The sequence below is a fragment of the Pseudochrobactrum asaccharolyticum genome (genome assembly GCF_003314995.1).
Classification (GTDB): Bacteria; Pseudomonadota; Alphaproteobacteria; order Rhizobiales; family Rhizobiaceae; genus Pseudochrobactrum; species Pseudochrobactrum asaccharolyticum.
This window is the reverse complement of sequence record NZ_QNRH01000002.1, coordinates 484,020-507,411: the sequence shown is the minus strand read 5'-3', so window position 1 is coordinate 507,411 and position 23,392 is coordinate 484,020. Positions and strand designations below refer to the sequence as shown.

The window sequence follows — 23,392 nt, the reverse complement described above, 5'->3', positions numbered from 1 at the left end:
ATTTTTAGGCGATATTATAGGCAGTCCTGTGAAACATCGGTAAAGGATTTCGCAGAATAACCGCTTTATTGTTCAAATTTGGTAAGACAGCTTTATTCTATGTGTTTAAAAGCTACGTTTTCTCATAGAGATACCGGATAGTGAGATATGGGCGGCAAGATGGTTGAAACATCTGTGATAAAACGCGCCACGCTGGTGACGGAGATTCTGAAGCGAGCACAGGGGCATAAACGATTCATCGTTGCAATTGCCGGTGCGCCCGCCGCCGGAAAATCAACTTTAGCAGAAGCGCTCTGCACTGAGATCAATGCTCTGTCGGCTTCAGAAACGTGCGCTGTCGTGCCAATGGACGGCTTTCACTATGACAATGCCATTCTCGATGCCCGTGGCGACAGGGCGCGTAAAGGTGCGCCGCACACATTTGATGCGGCAGGTTTCAGGGTTCTGCTCTCGCGTCTGAAACAAGAGAGCGGTGATATCGCCATTCCGGTTTTTGACCGTGCGCAGGATCTGGCGCGCGTGGCAGCGGCTTTGGTAACGCCGCAACATCAGATATTGCTGGTGGAGGGGAATTATCTGTTACTGGATCAGCCGGTCTGGCGCGATCTGCGGCAATATTTTGATCTGAGCCTTTTTCTGGATGTGCCTTTTGCTACGCTGGAACAGCGCCTTATTCAGCGTTGGCTCGATCATGGGGTAGATATGGAGGCCGCAAGGAAACGGGCGCTTTCCAATGATATTCCGAATGCGCAGGTTGTTACGCAGCAGTCTTGCCCCGCAGACTTTATCTTGCAGGATTAAAACTTTCCTGTAGGTTTCTTTCATTCACGAATTCAAATTTAAGAGAATGCCGATGTCCGACAAGCTGATCTTTCCTGTGCACCCGCCGGTTACACTGCCGATAGAGGGGAGCGATCAGCGCTTTCCTGTTCGTCGTATTTATTGCGTTGGCCGTAATTATGCAGACCATGCGCGGGAAATGGGACATGATCCGGATCGCGAACCGCCGTTTTTCTTCCAGAAAAATCCGGACAATCTGGTAACCGATGGTGGCAATTTCCCTTATCCGCCACTGTCCAACGATGTGCATCACGAAATTGAGCTGGTTGTTGCCCTTCATAAAGGCGGAAAAAACATTCCGGCTGCCGAGGATAATGAGTATATTTACGGCTATGCGGTTGGTCTGGATATGACGCGACGGGACATGCAGGGCGTGGCCAAAAAACAGGGCCGCCCATGGGAAACTGCCAAGGCTTTTGAGCAGTCTGCACCTTGTTCCGCGCTTGTACCAGCAGCCCGTATAGGTCATCCGAATTCTGGTTCTATCTGGCTGAAAATAAACGGGAAAACCGTTCAGGAAGGCGATATTAATCAGCTGATCTGGTCTGTTCCGGAAACCATTGCCGTGCTGTCCACGCTCTATGAGTTACAGGCCGGAGATCTGATCTTTACCGGCACACCGGCGGGTGTCGGGCCTGTTGCCCGTGGTGATATTCTTGAAGGTGGTGTTGACGCTATCGGACATTTGACAACAAAAGTTGTCTGATCGTTTTAGCACTTACTGCATTTTCAGGCTGGTCTCATGGGCGGAATCTCTGTAATTATTAACCAACCATGAGACAGAGCCCTCAATCTTCGGGGCTTTGTGACGACTTTTGACTGCATGAGTGTTCCGGTATTGTGTTGCATTTAATCAATGCACCCTGACGGATCGCTGCTACCGTTAGTCCAGATGCAGCTTGCTGCTTTGGTGAACGGAGACAACAAAAAGGATCGCCCGATGGCATTCGAAGAGATCAAAGCGGAAATCGCTTTGTTATTTGAGCAGATGGTCAATCAGCCGGAAGACATGCACGAATTGGCCGAGACCATTCGCGAGAAGCTCAATGCAATGCGTGCCAGTGGTCTGCCATTGCCGGAAGATCTGGTCGAGCTGGAAAAACGTCTCAACAGCGATACGGGTGCCTGATGCGACTTTCTGTTCTGGCATTTCGTTCTGTTCTTTTGCTTTCCGGTGCGGTTGCGCTTTCTGCCTGCACTACCACCAATAATGGTCCTAAAACCGCTTCTGCACCGGCCGTTGATGCCGCTGTGGCCGATATGGCTAAAGCGGTCGGCGCACCTGCAGAGGTTGCAGCGATTGATGCCAATCCGGACGGCAGCGCGAAAGGCGCAACAATTGCTGCTTCTGCCTATGCGGCAGAAAAGGGCAGTGCCGCTCAGGTCGCTGCACTCGCGGTAACAGAAGCCGGTGATCCGGTTCTGCCAGCCGCAGTGCCGATGCCGGCATTTCGCCAGACTGCCACTGAAGCCTTGATCGCGAGTGCCACACCATCACTGTCAGCAGATGGTCATAATAAGCCGGGTGAAGTGAAATATACCGGCGTTACCAAATCCGGTACAGCCAACCATCTGGTTGAACAGCGCGCCGAGATTGCTGCAGACAGCAAACCGGAACTGCATAATCTGATTGGTCAATATGCTGCCGCTTATGAAGTGCCGGAGCGTCTGGTGCATCGTGTCGTACAGCGTGAGAGCCGTTATAATCCTGTTGCACGGAATGGCCCCTATTTCGGTCTGATGCAGATCAGCCATGCTACCGCACGCGGTATGGGCTATCAGGGCAATGCGCAAGGCTTGCTCAATGCCAATACCAATCTGCGCTATGCGGTGAAATATCTTGCAGGTGCCTATAAAGTGGCCGGTGGCAATGAAACGCAGGCTGTGCGCCTCTATGCCCGTGGCTATTATTATGATGCCAAGCGTCAGGGGCTGCTGGAAGAAACCGGATTGCGCAAAGGGCCGAATTCTATTCGCACCGCTTTCATCGAGCCGGGTAAAAACACTGCCGCAGCCGTTAATGTTGCGCAAACTGATCCGATGACCACGCAGTCCGTTGCTAAAGCGAAAAAGACCGCGCGTGTGCAGCCGAATAAACGCGATTTCACACAGCGCTGATCTGGAACGTTTTGTAAGTTTCAAAACCGTCTGTTCCTGTCCGGAACAGGCGGTTTTTTATTGCTCTGAAATTGCTAAATCATGCTGTGACAGAACGGTCATTTTGTCGTCATGAATTTATAATCAATCTGGCGCATGATGTTTTTGATCTCAATTTATTCAGTGATACTGAACTTGTGTGAGGCAGTTTGCCATGGGCCAGATTTTACAGAAAGCAGAAGCCTCCGTTGCGCGTCTTTATGACAAGGCGGAATTATGGGCAGATGGTATTGTCCATGTTGTCGGTGTGGCTCTGGCCATTGGCGGCGCGGCAGTGATGTTGTGGTATTTCGCCGGACAGATTTCACCGGTGATTTATATTTCCGCACTGATCTATGTTTTGAGTCTTGTGGCAGCGCTATCGATTTCAGCAATTTACAATATCTGGCCGGTTTCACCGGTAAAACAGTTTCTGCGCCGCTTTGACCATTCCATGATTTATGTACTGATTGCCGGAACCTATACGCCTTTTATCATGAAAATGGGCGAGGGCGCTGGTTGGTATTTGGGGCTGGTCTGGCTGATTGCAATCTGTGGTATTGCGCTGAAGCTGACAATGCCCGGCCGTTTTGACCGGCTGGCAATCCTGCTCTATCTGGCGCTCGGCTGGAGCGGGGTGCTGATCTATGATCAGTTGTTGCAGTTTCTTTCCATGCCGGTCGTAGTGCTGATCGCCGCAGGCGGGATCATTTATTCGCTGGGCGTTATCTTCCATGTCTGGGAGCGTCTACGCTTCCAGAATGCCATCTGGCACGGCTTTGTCGTCGCCGGAGCGAGCCTGCACTACAGTGCCGTCTTTCTCGCCGTCCACTAGAGAATTTCGGCTCTGGCGGTCTGCAAATGGCAATTTTCTTTGCTTCCGGTACTCACGTACTATCAGTACGCTCCGCTCCGGTTCTCGAAAATCACCATTTTCGCCGCGCCATAACCAAAATTCGCGTCTCGTTTCTGATGTAAAAAGACAAATAAAAAACAGCCGGAGTAATCCGGCTGTTATTGTTGTCACGTGCTTGAACTGATTAGCCGCGGTTGCGGGCAGCCAGTGTGCGCAGACGCAGTGCATTGAGCTTGATGAAGCCCGCTGCATCTTTCTGGTCATATGCGCCATGATCATCTTCAAATGTCACCAGCTTGTCGGAATAGAGCGACTTATCGCTTTCACGGCCGGTAACAATCACATTGCCCTTATAGAGCTTCAGTGTCACTTCACCTTCAACATGACGCTGGCTGTGGTCGATTGCAGCCTGCAGCATTTCACGTTCCGGCGAGTACCAGAAGCCGTAATAGATCAGCTCTGCATAGCGTGGCATCAGTTCATCTTTAAGATGCGCTGCGCCGCGATCCAGCGTAATGCTTTCAATCGCACGGTGTGCTGCCAGCAGAATGGTGCCGCCCGGTGTTTCATAAACACCGCGGGATTTCATACCAACGAAACGGTTTTCAACGAGGTCAAGACGTCCGATACCATTGTCGCGGCCGTAATCATTGAGCTGAGCAAGCAAGGTCGCAGGCGACATGCGCACGCCATTGATCGAAACCGCATCGCCGCGCTCAAAACCGATCTTGATGATAGTGGCTTTGTCCGGTGCAGCTTCCGGAGAAATTGTGCGCATATGCACATATTCAGGAGCTTCAACAGCCGGATCTTCCAGTACTTTACCTTCTGAAGAAGAATGCAGCAGGTTGGCGTCAACGGAGAATGGTGCTTCGCCCATCTTGTCTTTTGCCACTGGAATCTGGTGCTTCTCAGCAAAATCAAGCAGGTCTGTACGGCTCTTGAACGACCAGTCGCGCCAAGGAGCGATGATCTTGATATCCGGATTGAGTGCATAGGCCGACAGTTCGAAACGAACCTGATCATTGCCTTTACCGGTTGCACCGTGTGCAATCGCATCAGCGCCGGTCTTTTCAGCAATCTCAATGAGGTGCTTGGAGATCAGAGGGCGGGCAATCGAAGTACCGAGCAGATAAACGCCTTCATAAACAGCATTGGCGCGGAACATCGGGAAAACGAAATCGCGGACGAATTCTTCACGGACATCTTCAACGAAGATTTCTTTGATGCCGAGCATTTCAGCTTTTTTGCGTGCCGGTTCCAGTTCTTCACCCTGACCGAGATCAGCGGTGAATGTCACAACCTCAGCACCGAGCTCGGTCTGCAGCCATTTCAGAATGATAGAAGTATCGAGGCCGCCGGAATAGGCGAGCACGACTTTTTTAACGTCTTTCCAGTTGTTCATTTTATGCATCCAGTACGTGCCGGTACGGCATCTGATATCAAAGACTAATGAGCATGACTCATTGGTCTTTGGTTAAGCCCGAGTGGCGATTGAACATTTCAAGGCGTGATGCGTTAGCATCTTAGCGCCTTGGTATGAGAGTTTTCCGCATCGCAGCGGCTAAAAATTCTGCCTTTTCTTTTATCATCTCAATAAGCCGAAGCAAGACGTCTTATTGTAGAAGTTGGTATGAAGTGAAAATTTACGCGGCTAAGCATGAAACCAGTTTCAGAGAATAAATATCTGCGTTAGTTTGGCCAAACTTAACCGCTTCGGGGCGCATTCATGTCATTTTTAGAAACTCTGACTTTTATACCGGACTGGCCGGTATTGGTTCAGTTCGCCATTGCCACTTTTATCCTGTCAATTACACCGGGTCCCGATATGACTTTGTTCGTCGGGCGGGCTTTATCTGAAGGCCGTTCTGCCGGTTTTGCCTGTCTGGCAGGGGCTTCCAGCGGCATTGTTATTCATACGACAATGGTGGCAATTGGTTTGTCCGCGCTGATTATTGCGTCACCAAGTGCCTTCTGGGTGCTGAAGGTTGTCGGTGCCGGTTATCTGGTATTTTTGGCCGTGCAGGCTTTGCGCAAAGGTTCGGCCTTCTCGCCGGAAAAAGGCAGCGGCAAAAAGCATACAATTTTTCAGAACTGGGCTACGGGCTTAGGGATTAATCTGCTGAACCCGAAGATCATCCTGTTCAACATGACATTCCTGCCGCAATTCGTTTCTGCGCATGATCCGCATGCTCCGGGAAAACTGTTTTTCCTCGGCCTGTCTTTCATTCCGCTGAGTTTGCCGGTGGTGGTGCCGATGATTTTGGCAGCCGATAAATTTGCCGGTCTTTTGAAGAAAAATCCAACGGTTACACGCTGGGTGGATTATGTATTTGCTGGCGTTTTCTCGGTTTTCGCATTGAAAATCCTGCTGGCCGAAGGCAAGTAATCACAGCATGTTTCCAAAAAGCGGATGCCGGTTTTGGGGAAAAGACATGCGTAGAATAAAAAGATAGAGCATTTCGAATGATGCAACTTAAATGCGAAATGCCCTAGAGCGGTTTACGTTCATGTTGAATCGCAGTGCTCGCGTCTCAATTCTTTAGTTTGTCGCATTATCACGGACTGTCCAAGTTGATCCAACTTGACTGTGAAATGCTCAAAAAAGTTATTTGGTTTCTGGTGCCTTTTTGCCGGAAACCACATTCGTCCAGCGTCCGGATACGAGCCAGTAGACGAAACCGCCGGTAATGCCGGCAGCAGCAATACTCATCAGCATCACTGCTTCATCAGCGTTTTTAACATCCGGTTCAAAGCCTGCAATGAAGAGAACAATGCCGGAGATCATGCCGCCAAGACTATAAAACAGGCTGTCGCGCTTGTTGAAATATTCACCGCTTGCGATGAGCAAAAGCGCAGGCCAGAAGGCGAGATAACCGACGATAATGGCCATGAACGGCGTGGCAACAAACAGTCTCGCCCCGAAGCCATATTCAAAACCGTCATTGATAATATCCGGCAGGAAACCGATGGTTGCTAAAAGCAACACATTAAGCAAAAAGCCCGCCGCCAGAACGGCACAGCCATAGCCAAAAACAATGACTGTGAACCGGCCGATCAGTTGCAGGCTTTTATCCATATGAACTCTGGTCTCAGTCTTCGCCGTGATTGGCGATCATCATGGCTTCAAAAGCCAGACGTTCGGTTTTGCGCATACGCTCGGATTCCGACTTCAACTGACCACAGGCTGCGAGGATATCGCGGCCGCGCGGTGTACGGATCGGCGAGGCATAGCCTGCTGCATTCACATAATCGGCAAAGCGTTCAATCTGTTCCCAGTCGGAGCACTGGTAGTTGGTGCCCGGCCATGGGTTGAACGGAATGAGATTGATTTTCGCCGGAATACCTTTAAGCAGCTGCACAAGTTTCTTGGCATCTTCCAGACTGTCATTAACGTCTTTGAGCATCACATATTCAAAGGTGATGCGCTTGGCATTCGACAGACCCGGATAGGCGCGGCAGGCTTTAATCAGCTCTTCCAGCGGATACTTCTTATTGATCGGTACCAGCATGTCACGCAGATCATCGCGCACAGCATGGAGCGAGATCGCCAGCATCACGCCGATTTCTTCACCGGTGCGGTAGATTTCAGGCACAACACCGGAGGTCGACAGTGTAATACGGCGCTTGGACAGGGACAGGCCATCGCCATCGGAGGCGATAAGCAGTGCCTTTTTCACTTCTTCAAAATTATAGAGCGGCTCACCCATACCCATCATCACGATATTGGTGATCTTGCGTCCTTCAGCAGGTACAATGGCACCATCCGGTGTGTTGGCCTCAGGGAAATCGCCAAGCCGGTCACGGGCGGTAAGAAGCTGCGAGAGAATTTCTTCAGCTGTCAGGTTGCGTACCAGTTTCTGTGTGCCGGTATGGCAGAAAGAACAAGTAAGGGTACAGCCGACCTGAGAGGAAATGCACAGCGTGCCACGGCCTTCTTCCGGAATGTAAACACATTCAATCTCAACCGGACGACCCGCACCGCGCGGCGGAAAGCGGAACAGCCATTTGCGTGTACCGTCGGTGGAGATTTGTTCTTCCACAACTTCCGGACGGGCAATGGTATAGTCTTTGGTCAGAGCTGCGCGCAGATCTTTGGAGATATTGGCCATATCGGCAAAGTCTGAAACACCGCGCACATAGAGCCAATGCCAGATTTGCGCGACGCGCATTTTAACCTGTTTAGGAGCGATGCCGGCTTCCAGCAAAACCTCACCGAGTTCCTCACGGGAAAGCCCGATCAGTGTCGGCTTTGGTGCCAACATTGCACGGGCATTGGCGGCCAGTGCATCACGGGTCTGAGGCGTGGTAAGGTCATAAGAAATAGACATCGGTTTTACTTAAGGCTCACAATTGCATAACCGTATCAGAAGGACAAAAAGCCCTGATTGGAAACTGATAAAACGGCACTGTTGCATGATTTACGGGGGGCTGTTTTCGTATTGAGACCGAAAAACACCCTGAAGTGCGGCCTCATAGCATGGAAATGGCGCGACGTCACGCTTTTATCAAGAGCAGTGGTTTGCGACTTTTTTGTCTTTGTTTCAGAAATGCAAAAAGCCGGACATAAATCCGGCTTTAAACTTTTCAAATCGCTGACCGCTTTAGCGGCACTGTTGACCGGCTCGCTTTAGCGGCACTTTTGAATAGCAGCGAGGGCTGCTGAAATACCTTTAAGGGAATAGGTATAAGTGGTTTTTGTGCCGCGTTTTGATGCAGCATTCACAACCATGTCTGAACCGCCGCGCATGGCAGCAATCAGCTTAGGTTCTTCCGCAGCATTTTCCATCCAGCCGGACTTACCATTGGTGAACATGGTGAAGCGCGCATTGCCGATGGTGACGGTTACTTTAGAATTGCCCTGCAATTCATAGCCGGCCATAAATTGCGGTTCAAAAGATACGTTCTGACCTGGCTTCTGGCTGACGAGGAAGAAATTATCTCCGTGATCAACAGATGCAGGCTGTTTCTGGGTCGGGACAGACAGGACATAGCATACTTTACCGTTGCCCGACTGATAGCTGTATGCGCCCCAGGCGTTGAACTGGCTGATCTGGCTCGGCGACTGGGCAAGCGCACTGCCTGCCATAGCCATTGTGAACACAGAAGCCGCGACGATCGATTTTCCAAGCATAGGTCCTACCGGTTCTCTTTCGTTTGCTTCAAACTCAAAATTCGGGAAACATGCCGTTGAAAGCACGTCCCGCTCGTTTGTCTTAATTTGACTTAATCTGGGTTACCAAACCGTGAAGTTTTGAGGCAAAGGAGTTGTTTTTCTGCAGAATATGCAGAAATTCTCACTCAATCGCCCTTATCCGCGACTTGAGCATCAGGAAAGCGGCGATTGTTTGTTCGTGAGAATTTTGATTCTGACTTGTTCGAAACCAGAGGCAACAAAAGGTGGTTAGCCGTTTTATGGATTGCGTGACACTTACAGTTCTTGCTGTTCGGTGTCCGGATTCTGGCTCAAAGAGTGCCGTGCAGCCGCATAATGTGCGGGCGTAATATGTTTGCGCACAGAGGCCAGCGCCGCCATCAGAACAGCCATGTCATCGGTGAAGCCGATACCAACCAGAAGATCCGGCACAAAATCAAACGGCAGCACAAAATATGCGAGAGCGGCGAGCAGGATCGCACGCACACGCGCGGGCGTCTTAGGGTCAAGCGCGCAATAATAGGAAGCCACCAGATCTTCCGTAAAAGGTATTCGGCCAGCGGCTTTTTTCAGGGTTTTCCAGAAATGTTTACGGACACGGCGCGCACGGCTTTCCTGTTCGCGCTCGGTGCCCGGCTGCAAAATTTCACCTATTTTGACATCATCCATAGCAAATCCTCATGGGAATACAGATGGTGCAGTTCCTACTGTTTTACAAGATATGCGGAGAATGAACGCTGTTAGCCTGCATATTCATTGGCAAGCTGCGCCATGCGCATATCCAGTGCTGTCAGGCCTTTGGCGGAATGGGTGGTCAGGGTTATTTCAACTTTATTATAGACATTGAACCATTCCGGATGATGGTCGAGTTTTTCCGCAAGCAGAGCAATTCGTGTCATAAAGGCAAAGGCTGTATTGAAATCACGGAATTTGAAATCTTTACGGATTGATTTGTGATCTTCAGATAATGCCCAGCCGGATAAAGCAGCGAGTGCAGTGGTGATTTCTTCACGGGTGAGGGGTGTTCTGGACATGGGGCGGTCTCCTGAAATGGAAAGATGTGAAAATATACCACGGGACTGCATTAAATTACCGTAACTTGTTTTTTGTACAGTTTCGGTTCATGTCACAGTTTATATTTATACCTCTATCAGAACCAATCTTGATTCAATGATTGCATAAACTGAAGACATATCTGCCTTAGCGCTGGTGTGTTCTATATTTTGAATGCCGGGAGAATCTATGCCGCAGCCATATTCAATTCTTTTCATCTGCCTTGGGAATATTTGCCGTTCTCCCCTTGCTGAAGGTGTTATGCGTGCTGTGGTGCAGGAGCGTTTTCCGCAACGGGAATTCCTGATCGATTCTGCAGGTACCAATGGTTATCATACCGGCGAAGCGCCGGATGAGCGGTCTGTGGCCGTTGCCAAACAAAATGGCATTGATATTTCAAAACAGCGCTGCCGCCAGCTGAGTGATGAGGATTTTAGTCGCTTTGATCTGATTTTGGGCATGGATCAGAATAATCTGATGACAATCAACCGCCTTGCACCTTGTGGCAGTCCTGCTGTGACCGGCTTGTTTACGGCGGTTGCCCGTGACGGATTGGATGGTCATGCTGCAGATCGGGGCGAAGAAATTCCTGATCCGTATTATGGCGATATTGAAGATTTCGAACGGGTATATGAGATGGTTCGTGAGGCAGCGGAGGCGCTAGCCGACAGATTGCAATAATGAGGCGTTAGCCGACAGATTAAAGTAATGCGGCGCTTGCCGAGAGGTTGGAGTAACAAGGTGTAGCTGCCAGACTGGCTTAAGCATGGTAGCGGCAGAGTAATCTGCCGCTTTTGTTTGTTGAGGTACAGCCGATTACTCCGCGGCTCCGGCCGGAAAATGATAATTGGAGGCCGGTATATCCTGTCCGTTTTCAAAACCGGCATTGAAGGATGCACTGCGCAACGGCCAGACTTCTTCCGTTACATAAGGGCCGCCACCGGTGGATTCCTTTGACGACATCAGTACGAAACGACTGACGTTAAACGGCAGAGTCGTGAAATTGCCCCGCTCAGACAAATAGCGCGCCAGCTGCATATCCGGCAGGCCTTTGAGCCGTGCCAGTGTGACATGCGGGGTAAATTTGCGCGGGTCAGGCGGCAGACGCAATCTCTGGCAGATCCGCTCCATTTCAGCCTGCAAGGCCAAAAGATCAGGGGAAGGCGCAACACCGGCATAAATACTATGCGGTTTTTTGCTGCCGAAAACATCAACGCCCGCCAGTTGCAGCGTAAAACTCTGCCGGTCAATGCGATCCAATGCATGCACGATCTCATCGGCAACATGACCTTCGACATCGCCGATAAAGCGCAAAGTGATGTGATAATTTTCGGGATCAATCCAGCGAACAGAGCCTTTAGGGCCGATAAGCCCGCCACGTAACAAAGACAGTGACAGAGCGGCATCGCGGGAGATTTCAAGGGCAGTGAAAAGGCGCGGCATTGCATCCTCCTCAAAGGGATATGGTCTCAATATTTGGTTTTGGTCAAACCGGCACCATTGATTTGCGGTCCGGTCTGCACCGGCAAAACAGCATGTTTGTGAGGCAGGCTGTCATGCTTTTATCTTAGCGAAGCACTGATCCGTCTTTAGTACAAGGACTTTGTGAAATAGTCCGCAGAAGATTATTCAATCGTATAAAAATCTGCTGATATTACCACATCATGTGTTCCGCATTGCATAATTAGCATATGCATTGTGTCAGGATGATGAATCCCCGATCGGGGTTTGTTGGCTTAGTTGAGATCAATTGATTCCTGATCCAGCATGGCTTTCACATCCGGCAGAATATTCTGAACCATGATTTTTACGCCTTGCGGATTGGGATGCATACCGTCTTCCAGCAGCAAGCTTTTATCCGCCGCAACACCGTCCAGAAAAAACGGATAGAGCTTCACCTGATATTTATCTGCGAGCTTTTGATAGAGCGGATTGAATTTTGTCGCATATTCAGTGCCCATATTCGGCGGGGCGATCATACCGGCCAGCAACACGGGAATGCCGCGTGTCTGTAAACGTGCCAGCATCTGATCAAGGTTCTTTTCAGTCAGTTCAGGAGAGATACCGCGCAGGGCATCATTGGCACCAAGTTCTAAAATCACCAGCTGTGCTTCATCCGGCACCGACCAGTCGAGACGTGCCAGACCTGCACTGCTGGTATCGCCGGAAACACCGGCGTTGGCCACAGTAACCTTATAACCGGCTTCTGTCAGAGCAGACTGTAACTGTGCGGTAAAACCATCTGTTTGTGCCAGCTGATAGCCTGCCATCAGACTGTCGCCAAAGCCGACAATTTGCACAGTATCGCTACTGGTATCCTGCGCTGAGACAGGAGATGCGGCAAAAATCGAGAGCCCCAGCACTAAAGCCATGCTTGTGATAGAAGAGAGCCGCAGCGTCATTGATTTTTGATCCTGTCTGAACGTGATAACTTGCATATGGCGAATAATATCAGGCTTGCAAGAGCCAAATTTATGGTCAGGGCAACAGTATTTCACCCTTTGCCCTGTACATTAGCTTTCTGCGACCCCAGATAGAAAACAATCTGTCTTCAGGGCCTCCGCCATTTATCAGGGAAATGACGTGACTATGCAGCCTCACCAATCCGGTATTATGCTTGAAAATATTGATCTGACTTTGGGAAGCAATGCTTCCCGTGTCCACGTTCTCAACGATATTTCCCTGAAAATACAAAGCGGTGAATCGGTCGGTATTGTCGGTCCTTCCGGCTCCGGTAAATCCACGTTACTGATGGTGCTGGCAGGGCTTGAAAAAGTCGATAGTGGCAAAGTACTGATCAGCGGCGAACGGATTGATCAGATGAGCGAAGATCAGGCAGCAGCCTTTCGCGGCCGTAATATCGGCATTGTTTTTCAGTCGTTTCATCTGATCCCCAATATGACAGCTCTGGAAAATGTCGCCGTGCCGCTGGAACTGGCAGGGCGGGATGATGCATTTACGGTTGCGGAACAGGCGTTGAAATCAGTGGGGCTTGGCCATCGTTTGTCCCATTATCCGTCTGCACTGTCCGGCGGAGAGCAGCAGCGTGTGGCAATTGCCCGTGCGTTAGCGCCGAAACCGGCAATTCTGATCGCCGATGAACCGACAGGTAATCTCGATAGCGAAACCGGTGGCCAGATTGCGGATTTGCTTTTTGCCAAGCAGCAGGAATACGGGCTGACAATGGTGCTGGTGACCCATGATCCGTCACTGGCCGCACGTTGTGCCCGTGAAATTCATGTGCGTTCGGGGCAAATTCATGCAGAGCCGGTTCATGCTGCCGAGGAACCTGTTCCGGCGGAAGCCGCCCAATGAGTAAAGCCAAACCATCTTTTGCTCTCGCATTGCGTTTTGCCCTGCGTGAGATGCGCGGCGGCCTGACCGGCTTTTACATTTTCCTTGGCTGTATTGCCCTTGGTGTCGCGGCAATCGGCGGTGTCAATTCCGTTGCCCGTTCCATTGCCGATGGTCTGGCTGTTGAAGGACAGGCTATTCTCGGCGGTGATGTCAGCTTTATGCTCAATCAGCGTGAGGTGACTGAGCAGGAACGCGCGTTTCTGAATGCTCAGGGCACTGTGTCTGAGAATATCACTATGCGCTCGATGGTGCGCATGACCGATGGTTCCGATCAGGCGCTGGTTGAGGTGAAGGCTGTTGATAGCGCTTATCCGCTTTATGGTACGTTGAAACTGCAGCCAGATTTGTCCTCAAAGACACGTTTTTCTGTGCAAGATGGTGCCTATGGTGCGGCTGTACCGCAGCTTTTGCTTGATCGCTTGAACTTGAAAATCGGCGATCAGATCATGCTCGGCTCTGCAAAGTTTACGCTGCGGGCGATTATCGAGAGTGAGCCGGATATGCTGGCCTCAGGTATGGCACTTGCACCGCGTTTTCTGACCTCGGATGAGGCCTTGCGGGCAGCCGGTCTTATTCAGCCTGGCAGTCTGGTCAATTATATTTATAAAATCGCTTTGCCTGATACAGCGCAGACCGGCGCACAGGATACGCGGCTTGCAGGACTGGAAAGCGCAGCTGAAAAAAACTTCCCAGAAGCTGGCTGGAATATCCGTAATCGTAGCAATGCTGCACCGGCTTTATCGGCCAATATTGAGCGGTTTTCGCAGTTTCTCACCCTTGTCGGGCTGACATCGCTGATTATCGGCGGCGTTGGCGTGGCCAATGCGGTGCGTAGTTTTCTCGACGGCAAGCGGCCGGTTATTGCAACATTCAAATCGCTCGGCGCATCTGCTGATTTCGTGGTGCTGATTTATCTCTGTCAGATTGTGGCGATTGCGCTGATCGGTATTGTGATTGGTCTGGTACTGTCACTGGGATTAAGTGCTGCGGCGGTTTATGGCCTGTCTTCCTATCTGCCGGTCAGTGGTGGTTTGAAAATTTACCCTCAAGCTTTGCTGCTGGCCACGGCTTTCGGTCTGATTACAACACTGATTTTTGCACTGTTGCCTTTAGGGCGGGCACGAACAATTCCGGCAACGGCTTTGTTTCGTCAGAAAGGTTTTGACCAGAGCGGCTGGCCGCCTGTGCTTTATCTGGCAGGGGCCGGAGCGCTCTTGCTGGCGTTGATCGGTCTGGTGCTGTTTTTTGTTGAAGATCAGCGCATTGCCGGTGTGTTCATTGTCGGTGCGGTTGCTGCTTTCATTATTTTACGCGGTGTATCTTTCGGCCTGCGGATGCTGGCGCGCAAAGCACCAAGGTTTAAATCGCCTGCCTTGCGGTTGGCTGTTGGCAATATTCATCGCCCGGGTGCCTTGACGCCTTCTGTTGTGTTGTCGCTGGGTCTTGGCCTGACATTGGTTGTGGCGCTGGCTTTGGTTGATGGAAATCTGCGTCGTCAGATCACCCAGAGTCTTCCAGCCCACGCACCGAATTTCTTCTTCGTTGATATTCAGAATACCGAAATTGACGGTTTCCGTGATCTGCTGGCCAAAACAGCACCGGAAGGCAAAGTGGTGAGTGCAGCCATGCTACGCGGGCGCATTGTGGCGCTGAACGGCACGGATGTTGATAAGGTCAATGTACCGCCGCAAGGGGCATGGGTATTGCGTGGCGATCGCGGCATTACCTATGCCAAGAACCTGCCGGAAAACTCCACCATGTCGCAAGGCGAATGGTGGCCGGCGGATTACAGCGGCGAGCCATTGGTTTCTTTTGCTGCCAAAGAAGCAGAAGAGCTCGGGCTGAAAATCGGTGATACGGTGACAGTGAATGTGCTTGGCCGCAATATTACTGCAAAAATTGCCAATTTCCGTCAGGTGCAATGGGAAACACTGGCGATCAATTTCGTCATGGTGTTTTCGCCCAATACTTTTGCCGGTGCACCGCATTCATGGCTGGCGACACTGACGGATGCCGATGCGGCACCGGAACAGGAAGCGAATGTGTTGCGTACCGTGACCCAAACCTTTCCGGCAGTTACATCTGTACGGGTCAAAGATGCAATTGAAGTGGCCAATGATCTGATCAGTCAGTTGGCGGTTGCTATCCGCTGGGCTGCATCGGTCGGACTTCTCGCTGCAATTTTGGTCTTGGCAGGGGCATTGGCTGCGGGCAACCGTGCCAGACAGCATGATGCGGTTGTGCTGAAAACCCTGGGTGCGACCCGCTGGATGCTGATCCGCGCTTTCATTTATGAATATGCGCTGCTCGGCTTTGCGACCGCTGTTTTTGCTCTGGGGGCAGGCGGCCTTGCGGCATGGTTTGTCGTCGTAAAGCTGATGAATTTGCAGATGCGGATGTTGCCGGATGTGGCTTTCTTTACGGTTTTAACCGCGCTGGTTCTGACGGTCGGCTTTGGCCTTGCCGGTACTTGGCGGGTGCTGGGGCAGAAAGCGAGTTCGGTGCTGCGGGAACTATAATGGAGTAAATCACACAATTTTCTGTTTAATTATAAAGATCGGGGCGGATAAAAAGGCATAAAAAATGTCGCTTTTTCCTAATATGCGCCTGTTTGGTCTTGTTTTAAACACGTATAATAACCATTATATCGGGAAGGCATGCTGGGGTTCCGCCAGCGGCGCCTGGGGAGCGCCCCTGACACCGGACGGAACAGAGCTAGAGGAATATTATGGTAGATTTTCGTAATGTACAGGCGCAGAGCCCGATCGGGGCGCGCGCAGACGCAGCCATCGATCAGGGACTGCGCTCATACATGCTTGGCGTATATAATATGATGGCGATCGGCCTGGCCGTAACCGGCCTGGTTGCTTATGCTTTCGCAGCTCTGGCGGTTACAACAGATCCGTCTGTCGCTGTCGGTCAGATTGCCAATGGTAAAATGCTTACCGCACTTGGTGCCGCAATTTATACGTCGCCACTGCGTTGGGTGATTATGCTTGCCCCTCTCGGAGCTGTGTTCTTCCTCAGCTTCCGTATTGAGCGCATGAATGTTGCAACCGCTCAGCTGACCTTCTGGGTTTATGCTGCTCTGGTTGGTTTGTCGCTGTCCTCGATCTTCCTGATCTATACATCAGCTAGCATCGTGCAGACTTTCTTCGTTACCGCGGCTTCTTTTGGTGCCCTGTCGCTTTACGGCTACACCACCAAGCGTGACCTGTCGGCAATGGGCTCGTTCCTGATTATGGGTCTGTTCGGTCTGATCCTTGCTTCGATCGTGAACATTTTCCTTGGTTCGACTGCTCTGCAGTTTGCAATCTCGGTTCTTGGTGTTCTGATCTTTGCCGGTCTTACCGCTTATGACACCCAGTCCATCAAGGAAATGTATTACGAAGGTGATTCTTCGGATGCAATGGGTCGTAAGATTGTTATGGGCGCGCTGCGTCTGTACCTCGACTTCATCAACATGTTCATGTTCCTGCTGCAGTTCTTGGGCAATCGTGACTAATTCACGAAACTGAATTTATGAATTGAAAAGGGCGGCTGAAAAGCCGCCCTTTTTGTATCTGAAGTTACTATTGTTTATTCCGCCGATAGCTAGAGCGGTTTCAGTAAATGCTGAATCGTTGAAGCCGCTCTAGCTTTTGTTTTTACGCGCATTTGATCCGAAAACCGTTTCACACTTTTCGGAATGCGCTCTAGCGCGGTTTATGCTCATGTTGGATCGCAGTGCTCACTCCAGATTCTTTAGTTTTTCGCATTATCCCGGACTGTCCAAGTTGATCCAACTTGACTGTGAGATATGCTCTCAGGCTGAGAGCGATAAGTATCTGTACAGCTCTGATGCGCGCTTTTGATTGTGGGATATGAGCAATAGTACTGTCAGTCAGACATAAAAAAAACGCCGCTGAATTTCTTCAGCGGCGTTTTTTATAGTTTGGATAATGCGCTTATCAGGCTTTGGCCAGATCACGCAGAACGGTCTGCAGAATGCCGCCGTTCTTCATGTAATCCAGTTCATCCAGCGTATCGATACGGCAGATCAGAGGGACCTGCTTCACTGAACCGTCAGCGAAAGTGATGGATGCATTGGTCTTCTGGCGAGGACGAATGTCTGCCAGACCTTCAATGGTAACCACTTCGTCGCCCTTCAGGCCGAGGGACTGCCAGCTTGTGCCTTCTTCAAACACAAATGGTACAATGCCCATGCCAACGAGGTTGGAACGGTGAATACGCTCGAAAGACTGTGAGATCACAGCTTTAACGCCGAGCAGGTTGGTACCCTTAGCAGCCCAGTCACGGGACGAACCGTTACCATATTCAACACCGGCAAACACAACCAATGGTACACCCTCAGCCTTATACTGCATTGCTGCATCATAGATCGAGGTTTCTTCCTTGCTTGGGTAGTGAATGGTGTAACCGCCTTCGCGACCATTTTCACCGAGCATGTGGTTGCGGATACGGATATTCGCAAAAGTACCGCGCATCATAACTTCGTGGTTACCACGACGTGTGCCGTATTGGTTGAAGTCTGCAACGGCGACGCCGTTATCGAGCAGATATTTACCGGCAGGGGACTGTGCCTTGATCGAACCGGCTGGCGAAATGTGGTCAGTGGTGATCTTGTCGCCGAACAGGCCGAGCACGCGAGCGCCCTTGATGTCGGAGATTTCACCGGCTGATTTGCCCATGCCTACGAAATATGGCGGGTTCTGCACATAGGTCGAATTATCGTCCCATGCATAGGTCTGGCCGGCTGGTACCTGAACGGCCTGCCAGTTTTCGTCGCCCTTGAACACGTCGGCATATTTTTCCGAGAAGATCTTACGCGTTACGTTCTTGGCAATGAATTCCTGAATTTCAGCCGATGAAGGCCAGATATCACGCAGGAATACAGGGTTGCCGTCTTTGTCTTCACCAATTGGTTCTTTGGTCAGATCCTTGGTGACTGTACCGGCCAGAGCGTGGGCAACAACCAGTGGTGGGGATGCCAGATAGTTGGCCTGAACGTCAGGCGATACACGGCCTTCAAAGTTACGGTTACCGGAGAGAACAGCAGCGCCGATCAGACCTTTTTCATTGATGGTCTTGGAGATCGGAGCAGGCAGCGGGCCGGAGTTGCCGATACAGGTGGTGCAGCCGAAGCCAACCAGGTTGAAGCCCAGTGCGTCGAGATCTTTCTGCAGACCTGCATTTTCCAGATAGGCAGCAACAACTTGGCTACCAGGTGCCAGCGATGTTTTAACCCAAGGCTTGGTTTTCAGGCCTTTGGCAACAGCATTACGGGCAAGAAGACCGGCAGCAATCAGCACGCTCGGGTTCGAGGTGTTGGTGCAGGAAGTGATCGCAGCGATCACAACATCGCCGTGGCCGAGATCGAAATCTTCGCCTTCAACAGCGTAGCGTGCGGTCTGACCGGTTGTTTTCTTATATTCTGTTTCCAGAGAAGTCGCGAAACCGGAAGCAATGCCTTCCAGAGCAATACGGCCTTCAGGACGCTTCGGACCAGCCATGGATGGCACAACGTCGCCCATATCCAGCTCAAGAATGTCTGTGAAGACAGGATCTGTGCTGTCAGCTTCACGCCACATGCCCTGTGCACGGGAATAGGCTTCAACCAGTTTGAGACGATGTTCGTCACGGCCGGTTGTGTTCATGTAGTTGAGGGTTTCTTTGTCTACAGGGAAGAAACCACAGGTCGCACCATATTCAGGGCCCATATTGGCAATGGTTGCACGGTCTGCAAGGGTCATATTGTCGAGACCAGGACCGAAGAACTCAACGAACTTACCGACAACGCCTTTTTTACGCAGCATCTGGGTAACTGTGAGCACGAGGTCAGTCGCGGTGACGCCTTCTTTGACCTTGCCGGTCAGTTTGAAGCCGATAACTTCCGGCAGCAGCATGGAAACCGGCTGGCCGAGCATCGAAGCTTCCGCTTCAATACCACCAACACCCCAGCCAAGAACGCCAAGGCCGTTGACCATGGTTGTGTGGCTATCTGTACCAACGCAGGTGTCAGGATAAGCAACGGTTTCACCGTTTTCTTCCTTAGTCCATACGGCCTGTGCCAGATATTCAAGGTTAACCTGATGGCAGATACCTGTGCCCGGAGGAACAACGCGGAAGTTCTGGAATGCCTGCTGGCCCCATTTCAGGAAGCGGTAACGCTCGGCATTGCGCTGATATTCGAGATCAACGTTGTTTTTGAATGCCTGCGGGTTGCCGAATTCGTCAACGATCACGGAGTGGTCGATCACGAGGTCAACCGGTACCAGCGGGTTGATTTTTTCAGCATCGCCGCCGAGTGCCACCATGGCATCGCGCATTGCAGCAAGATCAACAACGGCAGGAACGCCGGTAAAGTCCTGCATCAGTACGCGTGCAGGGCGATAGGCGATTTCTGCACCGGCAGAACCACGGTCAACCAGCCATTTGGCGATATTTTCGATATCCGCTTTCTTGACGCTGCGGTCATCTTCAAAGCGAAGAAGGTTTTCAAGCAGAACCTTCATAGAGAATGGAAGTTTAGATACGCCTTCAAGACCGTTTTTTTCAGCTTCGGTCAGGCTGTAATAAACATAGTCTTTGCCGTCGACGGTGAGCGTCTTGCGGCATTTGAAACTATCGATGTGAGACACGATGTTCGTCCTTCATGCTTACTGGCCGGAAAACCAGGACGAACGCCTCTGCTGCGTTTCAAGGACGCGCTTAGGTGCGGGTGCAGTCATTTCCGCTGTCCGTCCCGAGGCCTGTGCTTAACAAAGAAATTGTTTAACAAACATCAGGCTTTAGAGATCGGCCAAAAATGGTTTCCACGCCGACCGCTGGCATGGTAGCTGCTATATAGTCAGTTTTTTAAAACTGTTCCAGACTCTTAAAGCGTAAAATCGTGCTATTGCGGCGAAATGTTGCGGCTTGTTTTGCCGAGGTTCCTGATAGGGGAAACCGGAGAAATTTGCGTAAAACCATGCGATCGGAGGCCATATGCGGCTTGTTGCGGAAAATCTGAGCGGAGAACGGGGCGATAACCTCCTGTTCAACTCTCTGTGCGCAAGTCTGAAAGATGGTCAGGCGCTGATCATTACGGGGCCGAATGGTGCAGGAAAATCAACATTGCTGCGAATCATTGCCGGCCTGTTACCCGCTTCCGATGGAGCCGTGTGGCTGGAAACAGAAGACGGGCAGGAGCCGGTAATGGCACATAGCCATTATCTCAGCACGCTCAATGCGATGAAGCCGGCGCTGAGTGTTTATGAAAATCTGAAATTCTGGCAGGATTTTCATGGGAGCCCGCTGCACGACATTGATGAGGCGCTGGAAATTGTTGGTCTCTATAATATTGACCACTTGCCTTATGGCTATCTCTCCACAGGGCAGAAACGTCGTGTAACGATTGCCACACTGCTTTGTTCGCACCGGCCATTATGGTTGCTGGATGAGCCGACCTCCGGATTGGACACACATGCGCAAGCGATGTTTGCCGGTGTGATGCAGGAGCATTTAAAAAAGGGCGGCATGATTATTGCAGTCACTCATATTGCGCTTGGTTTAGAACGGGGGCTGGAGCAGGCGGGCACCGATGCCGTGCAATATCTGCGGCTTGAGGATTATCGTCCGGAAGATGATAATGGTGAAACGCAGGGCTGGTTCTCATGAAGGCACTTTTCTGGCGAGACTTGCGTATTGCTATCCGTGCGGGCGGCGGTGCTTTAACCGGCATCCTGTTTTATCTGGCTGTTGCCGCCGTCGTGCCGTTCGCTGTCGGGCCCGATCTTAAATTGCTGGCGCGCATCGGCCCTGCAATGCTCTGGCTTGGCGCACTGCTGGCGGTGCTGCTTGGTCTTGACCGTTTGTTTCAGGCAGATCGCGAAGATGGCTCACTCGATGTGATGATCATGGCGCGGGAACGCCATTTTCTGACATTGACGGTGATTGTGAAATGTCTGTCCCATTGGGTGGCAACGGTATTACCGCTGGTAATCGCCGCTCCGTTTCTGGGATTGATCATGAATATGGAACCGCTGGCGATCCTCGCGACAACATTGACATTGCTGATCGGTACGCCTGCGGTTATTTTCATCGGTGCGCTGGGCGCTGCACTGGCCGTTTCCATGCCGCGCGGCGGTTTGCTCGTCTCGGTGATGATCCTGCCGCTGACCATTCCGGTCCTGATTTTTGGTGTCTCGGCATCCTATGGTGCTGTGACGGAAAATGCTGCATTTCTTTCGCCATTACTGATGCTGGCGGCCAATACGTTGATTGCTGCGATTATCGGACCATTGGCCGCAGGTTACGCGTTGAAAATTTCAACAGATTAAACCCATATTCTGCAATGAGTATTGTTTCTTACGAGACCACTCTAAGGATAGCTTAAGCTTACAAATATATCCGGGTATTTATGACTGAACGACCAACTGATAAAGCCATATCCAAAGCTGCACCGCGGCGCTTTCAGGCGCTGCTGGATCTGGCGAATCCGACACGTTTTCTGAGCCTGAGCAGTGCAATCCTCCCATGGATGACAGCGCTGACGGTGCTGTTGTTGCTGACCGGCCTTTATATGGTGTGGTTTGCGCCGGAGGATTATCAGCAGGGGCTGACCGTGAAGATCATGTTCATACATGTGCCTTTCGCATGGCTGTCGATGATGTGTTATACGGTAATGACGATTGCAGCACTCGGCACGCTGGTCTGGCGTCACCCGCTGGCTGATGTCTCGGCCAAAGCTGCGGCACCGCTGGGGGCGATGTTTACCGCATTGGCGCTGGTTACCGGATCGCTCTGGGGCAAGCCGATGTGGGGCACATGGTGGGTGTGGGATGCACGCCTGACCTCGGTTTTTATTCTGTTTTTGATGTATCTCGGTATCATTGCTCTGACCCGCGCCATGGATGATCAGGCGAAATCAGCGCGCGCTGCGGCCGTGCTGACGCTGGTTGGTTTCGTTAATATTCCGATCATTAAATTCTCTGTCGACTGGTGGAATACTCTGCATCAGCCTGCTTCTGTTCTGCGTATGGAAGGGCCTGCAATGCCGCCAAGCATGTTGTATCCTTTGCTGGTGATGGCACTGGCAATGACCATGCTGTTTTTCACGCTGCATCTGATGGCGATGCGCAATGAGATTTTCAGCCGCCGTATTGCTGCGATGCGCAAAATTGCAGCACGTAATGCCGAGCGCGAAAATCGCAGACCTGCAGGAGAAGCAGCATGAGCCATCTTGATTATGTTTTAATTTCCTACGGCGTTTCAGCGGCTGTAATTCTGATGATCGTGGCATGGATTGCCATGACCCAGAGAAATTTGCGGGCAGAGCTTGCACGACTTGAACAACAAGGCATCCGCCGCCGTTCCAACAAGGCTAAGTGATTATGACTGATCCGGTTAAACACACGGATGGCGGCGAGGCGCAGCCCGCTAAAAAACGGGTTTTCGTGGCGCTGCTGCCCCTGATTATTTTTGCTGCTCTGGCCGGTATTTTTACATGGCAGCTGCTGAGCGGAAAAAACATGCAGGAAATTCCCTCGGCTTTGATCGGTCGGGATGCACCGCAGACCGATCTGCCGCCGCTGGAGGGGTTGCTGCTGGCTGATGGTTCGCAGACACCGGGCCTGAAGGGCGCTGATCTGAAGGGGCAGGTGACACTGGTCAATATCTGGGCATCATGGTGTGTACCGTGTCGCGATGAGCATCCGCTGATCGTGAAACTGGGGCAGGATCCGCGCATTAAAGTGGTTGGCCTCAACTATAAAGACGCGCCGGAAAATGCACTGGAGTTTCTGAACAGTCTCGGCAATTCTTATGATGCTGTTGGCACGGATCGTTCCGGTCGTGCCGGTATTGAGTGGGGTGTTTACGGTGTGCCTGAAACCTTTATCGTCAACCGTGAAGGCAAGATCGTTTATAAATTTGTCGGGCCTTTGAGTCCGGAAAGTCTGATGAAACAATTTATGCCGGAAGTTGAAAAGGCTTTAGCGCAATAAGATTGCAAC

The 23,392-nt window shown here is 51.3% G+C and carries 25 protein-coding genes; 16 read left to right on the top strand and 9 right to left on the bottom strand.

The genetic code is table 11. From position 1 onward, the window contains the following. The first annotated feature begins 147 nt into the window (after positions 1-147). The 5 genes from DFR47_RS06820 to trhA all read left to right on the top strand — a co-directional run bounded on the left by DFR47_RS06820 (position 148) and on the right by trhA (position 3,811). Positions 148-801: a nucleoside triphosphate hydrolase gene (locus DFR47_RS06820; RefSeq protein ID WP_245416473.1), complete on the top strand. Its 654-nt coding sequence runs from the start codon at positions 148-150 to the stop codon at positions 799-801. Between the two features lie 52 nt (positions 802-853). Further along, positions 854-1,546, top strand: coding sequence for a fumarylacetoacetate hydrolase family protein (locus DFR47_RS06815; RefSeq protein WP_113943628.1), 693 nt, complete (start codon positions 854-856; stop codon positions 1,544-1,546). A gap of 234 nt (positions 1,547-1,780) precedes the next feature. Continuing rightward, positions 1,781-1,969, top strand: a complete 189-nt coding sequence (locus tag DFR47_RS06810; protein WP_113943967.1) for a hypothetical protein — start codon at positions 1,781-1,783, stop codon at positions 1,967-1,969. Next, positions 1,969-2,958: a lytic transglycosylase domain-containing protein gene (locus DFR47_RS06805; protein ID WP_113943627.1), complete on the top strand. Its 990-nt coding sequence runs from the start codon at positions 1,969-1,971 to the stop codon at positions 2,956-2,958. The genes DFR47_RS06810 and DFR47_RS06805 overlap by 1 nt, the downstream gene beginning before the upstream one ends. A gap of 193 nt (positions 2,959-3,151) precedes the next feature. Continuing rightward, positions 3,152-3,811 (top strand): PAQR family membrane homeostasis protein TrhA, encoded by a 660-nt coding sequence (trhA, locus tag DFR47_RS06800; protein WP_113943626.1) that lies wholly within the window; start codon positions 3,152-3,154, stop codon positions 3,809-3,811. A 205-nt stretch (positions 3,812-4,016) separates the two neighbouring features. On the opposite strand, the gene DFR47_RS06795 is transcribed toward trhA, so the two are convergent. Next, on the bottom strand, positions 4,017-5,237 hold the full coding sequence (locus tag DFR47_RS06795; RefSeq protein ID WP_113943966.1) for an argininosuccinate synthase: 1,221 nt from the start codon (positions 5,235-5,237) through the stop codon (positions 4,017-4,019). A gap of 324 nt (positions 5,238-5,561) precedes the next feature. Here DFR47_RS06795 and DFR47_RS06790 point away from each other — a divergent pair, with 324 nt between their 5' ends. Further along, on the top strand, positions 5,562-6,221 hold the full coding sequence (locus tag DFR47_RS06790) for a LysE family translocator (RefSeq protein WP_113943625.1): 660 nt from the start codon (positions 5,562-5,564) through the stop codon (positions 6,219-6,221). Between the two features lie 219 nt (positions 6,222-6,440). On the opposite strand, the gene DFR47_RS06785 is transcribed toward DFR47_RS06790, so the two are convergent. Together DFR47_RS06785 and rlmN are read right to left on the bottom strand one after the other, a co-directional pair. Then, positions 6,441-6,911 carry a hypothetical protein gene (locus DFR47_RS06785; protein ID WP_113943624.1) on the bottom strand — a complete coding sequence of 157 codons (471 nt, stop codon included), beginning with the start codon at positions 6,909-6,911 and terminating at the stop codon, positions 6,441-6,443. Between the two features lie 13 nt (positions 6,912-6,924). Then, the gene (gene rlmN, locus DFR47_RS06780; protein WP_113943623.1) at positions 6,925-8,163 is read right to left on the bottom strand and encodes a dual-specificity RNA methyltransferase RlmN; all 1,239 of its coding nucleotides are present in this window, start codon (positions 8,161-8,163) and stop codon (positions 6,925-6,927) included. 57 nt (positions 8,164-8,220) lie between these two features. Here rlmN and DFR47_RS06775 point away from each other — a divergent pair, with 57 nt between their 5' ends. Then, positions 8,221-8,466 (top strand): hypothetical protein, encoded by a 246-nt coding sequence (locus DFR47_RS06775; protein ID WP_113943622.1) that lies wholly within the window; start codon positions 8,221-8,223, stop codon positions 8,464-8,466. Here DFR47_RS06775 and DFR47_RS06770 read toward each other — a convergent pair. The 3 genes from DFR47_RS06770 to DFR47_RS06760 form a co-directional block, all read right to left on the bottom strand. Beyond that, positions 8,463-8,966, bottom strand: coding sequence for an invasion associated locus B family protein (locus DFR47_RS06770; RefSeq protein WP_113943621.1), 504 nt, complete (start codon positions 8,964-8,966; stop codon positions 8,463-8,465). The genes DFR47_RS06775 and DFR47_RS06770 overlap by 4 nt on opposite strands. Positions 8,967-9,263: 297 nt before the next feature. Further along, on the bottom strand, positions 9,264-9,656 hold the full coding sequence (locus DFR47_RS06765; RefSeq protein WP_113943620.1) for a YkvA family protein: 393 nt from the start codon (positions 9,654-9,656) through the stop codon (positions 9,264-9,266). 71 nt (positions 9,657-9,727) lie between these two features. Next, on the bottom strand, positions 9,728-10,021 hold the full coding sequence (locus DFR47_RS06760; RefSeq protein ID WP_113943619.1) for a 4a-hydroxytetrahydrobiopterin dehydratase: 294 nt from the start codon (positions 10,019-10,021) through the stop codon (positions 9,728-9,730). A 208-nt stretch (positions 10,022-10,229) separates the two neighbouring features. Here DFR47_RS06760 and DFR47_RS06755 point away from each other — a divergent pair, with 208 nt between their 5' ends. Then, positions 10,230-10,721 (top strand): low molecular weight protein-tyrosine-phosphatase, encoded by a 492-nt coding sequence (locus tag DFR47_RS06755; protein ID WP_342633956.1) that lies wholly within the window; start codon positions 10,230-10,232, stop codon positions 10,719-10,721. A 135-nt stretch (positions 10,722-10,856) separates the two neighbouring features. On the opposite strand, the gene thpR is transcribed toward DFR47_RS06755, so the two are convergent. Together thpR and DFR47_RS06745 are read right to left on the bottom strand one after the other, a co-directional pair. Continuing rightward, the gene (thpR, locus tag DFR47_RS06750; protein WP_113943617.1) at positions 10,857-11,483 is read right to left on the bottom strand and encodes an RNA 2',3'-cyclic phosphodiesterase; all 627 of its coding nucleotides are present in this window, start codon (positions 11,481-11,483) and stop codon (positions 10,857-10,859) included. Positions 11,484-11,776: 293 nt separating this feature from the next. Continuing rightward, entirely contained in the window at positions 11,777-12,442 is a 666-nt protein-coding gene (locus DFR47_RS06745) for an arylesterase (RefSeq protein ID WP_374788335.1), read from the bottom strand. Between the two features lie 187 nt (positions 12,443-12,629). Here DFR47_RS06745 and DFR47_RS06740 point away from each other — a divergent pair, with 187 nt between their 5' ends. From DFR47_RS06740 to DFR47_RS06730, 3 genes are all read left to right on the top strand, one after another. Further along, positions 12,630-13,355 carry an ABC transporter ATP-binding protein gene (locus DFR47_RS06740; RefSeq protein WP_113943616.1) on the top strand — a complete coding sequence of 242 codons (726 nt, stop codon included), beginning with the start codon at positions 12,630-12,632 and terminating at the stop codon, positions 13,353-13,355. After that, positions 13,352-15,916, top strand: coding sequence for an ABC transporter permease (locus tag DFR47_RS06735; RefSeq protein WP_113943615.1), 2,565 nt, complete (start codon positions 13,352-13,354; stop codon positions 15,914-15,916). Before DFR47_RS06740 ends, DFR47_RS06735 begins: the two co-directional genes overlap by 4 nt. Before the next feature lie 209 nt (positions 15,917-16,125). Next, on the top strand, positions 16,126-16,902 hold the full coding sequence (locus tag DFR47_RS06730) for a Bax inhibitor-1/YccA family protein (RefSeq protein WP_113943614.1): 777 nt from the start codon (positions 16,126-16,128) through the stop codon (positions 16,900-16,902). A 445-nt stretch (positions 16,903-17,347) separates the two neighbouring features. On the opposite strand, the gene acnA is transcribed toward DFR47_RS06730, so the two are convergent. Beyond that, complete coding sequence (acnA, locus tag DFR47_RS06725; protein WP_374788334.1) at positions 17,348-20,038, bottom strand: aconitate hydratase AcnA; 2,691 nt, start codon at positions 20,036-20,038, stop codon at positions 17,348-17,350. Positions 20,039-20,384: 346 nt separating this feature from the next. Here acnA and ccmA point away from each other — a divergent pair, with 346 nt between their 5' ends. From ccmA to DFR47_RS06700, 5 genes are all read left to right on the top strand, one after another. Beyond that, positions 20,385-21,056, top strand: coding sequence for a heme ABC exporter ATP-binding protein CcmA (ccmA, locus tag DFR47_RS06720; RefSeq protein ID WP_113943612.1), 672 nt, complete (start codon positions 20,385-20,387; stop codon positions 21,054-21,056). Beyond that, the gene (gene ccmB, locus DFR47_RS06715; RefSeq protein WP_113943611.1) at positions 21,053-21,718 is read left to right on the top strand and encodes a heme exporter protein CcmB; all 666 of its coding nucleotides are present in this window, start codon (positions 21,053-21,055) and stop codon (positions 21,716-21,718) included. Before ccmA ends, ccmB begins: the two co-directional genes overlap by 4 nt. 80 nt (positions 21,719-21,798) lie before the next feature. After that, complete coding sequence (locus DFR47_RS06710; RefSeq protein WP_113943610.1) at positions 21,799-22,614, top strand: heme ABC transporter permease; 816 nt, start codon at positions 21,799-21,801, stop codon at positions 22,612-22,614. Then, positions 22,611-22,769, top strand: a complete 159-nt coding sequence (ccmD, locus tag DFR47_RS06705; RefSeq protein ID WP_113943609.1) for a heme exporter protein CcmD — start codon at positions 22,611-22,613, stop codon at positions 22,767-22,769. The genes DFR47_RS06710 and ccmD overlap by 4 nt, the downstream gene beginning before the upstream one ends. A 2-nt stretch (positions 22,770-22,771) precedes the next feature. Beyond that, positions 22,772-23,383, top strand: coding sequence for a DsbE family thiol:disulfide interchange protein (locus tag DFR47_RS06700; RefSeq protein WP_113943608.1), 612 nt, complete (start codon positions 22,772-22,774; stop codon positions 23,381-23,383). Positions 23,384-23,392: the final 9 nt, after the last annotated feature.

Excerpts from the sequence above, each read along its gene's own strand:
- DFR47_RS06745 (WP_374788335.1), bottom strand. The coding sequence starts at position 12,442 with ATGACGCTGCGGCTCTCTTCTATCACAAGCATGGCTTTAGTGCTGGGG.
- DFR47_RS06730 (WP_113943614.1), top strand. The coding sequence starts at position 16,126 with ATGGTAGATTTTCGTAATGTACAGGCGCAGAGCCCGATCGGGGCGCGC.
- thpR (WP_113943617.1), bottom strand. The coding sequence starts at position 11,483 with ATGCCGCGCCTTTTCACTGCCCTTGAAATCTCCCGCGATGCCGCTCTG.
- ccmB (WP_113943611.1), top strand. The coding sequence starts at position 21,053 with ATGAAGGCACTTTTCTGGCGAGACTTGCGTATTGCTATCCGTGCGGGC.
- DFR47_RS06820 (WP_245416473.1), top strand. The coding sequence starts at position 148 with ATGGGCGGCAAGATGGTTGAAACATCTGTGATAAAACGCGCCACGCTG.
- trhA (WP_113943626.1), top strand. The coding sequence starts at position 3,152 with ATGGGCCAGATTTTACAGAAAGCAGAAGCCTCCGTTGCGCGTCTTTAT.
- DFR47_RS06765 (WP_113943620.1), bottom strand. The coding sequence starts at position 9,656 with ATGGATGATGTCAAAATAGGTGAAATTTTGCAGCCGGGCACCGAGCGC.
- DFR47_RS06755 (WP_342633956.1), top strand. The coding sequence starts at position 10,230 with ATGCCGCAGCCATATTCAATTCTTTTCATCTGCCTTGGGAATATTTGC.
- DFR47_RS06810 (WP_113943967.1), top strand. The coding sequence starts at position 1,781 with ATGGCATTCGAAGAGATCAAAGCGGAAATCGCTTTGTTATTTGAGCAG.
- DFR47_RS06710 (WP_113943610.1), top strand. The coding sequence starts at position 21,799 with ATGACTGAACGACCAACTGATAAAGCCATATCCAAAGCTGCACCGCGG.
- DFR47_RS06770 (WP_113943621.1), bottom strand. The coding sequence starts at position 8,966 with ATGCTTGGAAAATCGATCGTCGCGGCTTCTGTGTTCACAATGGCTATG.
- DFR47_RS06790 (WP_113943625.1), top strand. The coding sequence starts at position 5,562 with ATGTCATTTTTAGAAACTCTGACTTTTATACCGGACTGGCCGGTATTG.
- DFR47_RS06700 (WP_113943608.1), top strand. The coding sequence starts at position 22,772 with ATGACTGATCCGGTTAAACACACGGATGGCGGCGAGGCGCAGCCCGCT.
- ccmA (WP_113943612.1), top strand. The coding sequence starts at position 20,385 with ATGCGGCTTGTTGCGGAAAATCTGAGCGGAGAACGGGGCGATAACCTC.
- rlmN (WP_113943623.1), bottom strand. The coding sequence starts at position 8,163 with ATGTCTATTTCTTATGACCTTACCACGCCTCAGACCCGTGATGCACTG.
- DFR47_RS06815 (WP_113943628.1), top strand. The coding sequence starts at position 854 with ATGTCCGACAAGCTGATCTTTCCTGTGCACCCGCCGGTTACACTGCCG.
- DFR47_RS06805 (WP_113943627.1), top strand. The coding sequence starts at position 1,969 with ATGCGACTTTCTGTTCTGGCATTTCGTTCTGTTCTTTTGCTTTCCGGT.
- DFR47_RS06795 (WP_113943966.1), bottom strand. The coding sequence starts at position 5,237 with ATGAACAACTGGAAAGACGTTAAAAAAGTCGTGCTCGCCTATTCCGGC.
- DFR47_RS06785 (WP_113943624.1), bottom strand. The coding sequence starts at position 6,911 with ATGGATAAAAGCCTGCAACTGATCGGCCGGTTCACAGTCATTGTTTTT.
- DFR47_RS06735 (WP_113943615.1), top strand. The coding sequence starts at position 13,352 with ATGAGTAAAGCCAAACCATCTTTTGCTCTCGCATTGCGTTTTGCCCTG.
- DFR47_RS06740 (WP_113943616.1), top strand. The coding sequence starts at position 12,630 with ATGCAGCCTCACCAATCCGGTATTATGCTTGAAAATATTGATCTGACT.
- ccmD (WP_113943609.1), top strand. The coding sequence starts at position 22,611 with ATGAGCCATCTTGATTATGTTTTAATTTCCTACGGCGTTTCAGCGGCT.
- DFR47_RS06760 (WP_113943619.1), bottom strand. The coding sequence starts at position 10,021 with ATGTCCAGAACACCCCTCACCCGTGAAGAAATCACCACTGCACTCGCT.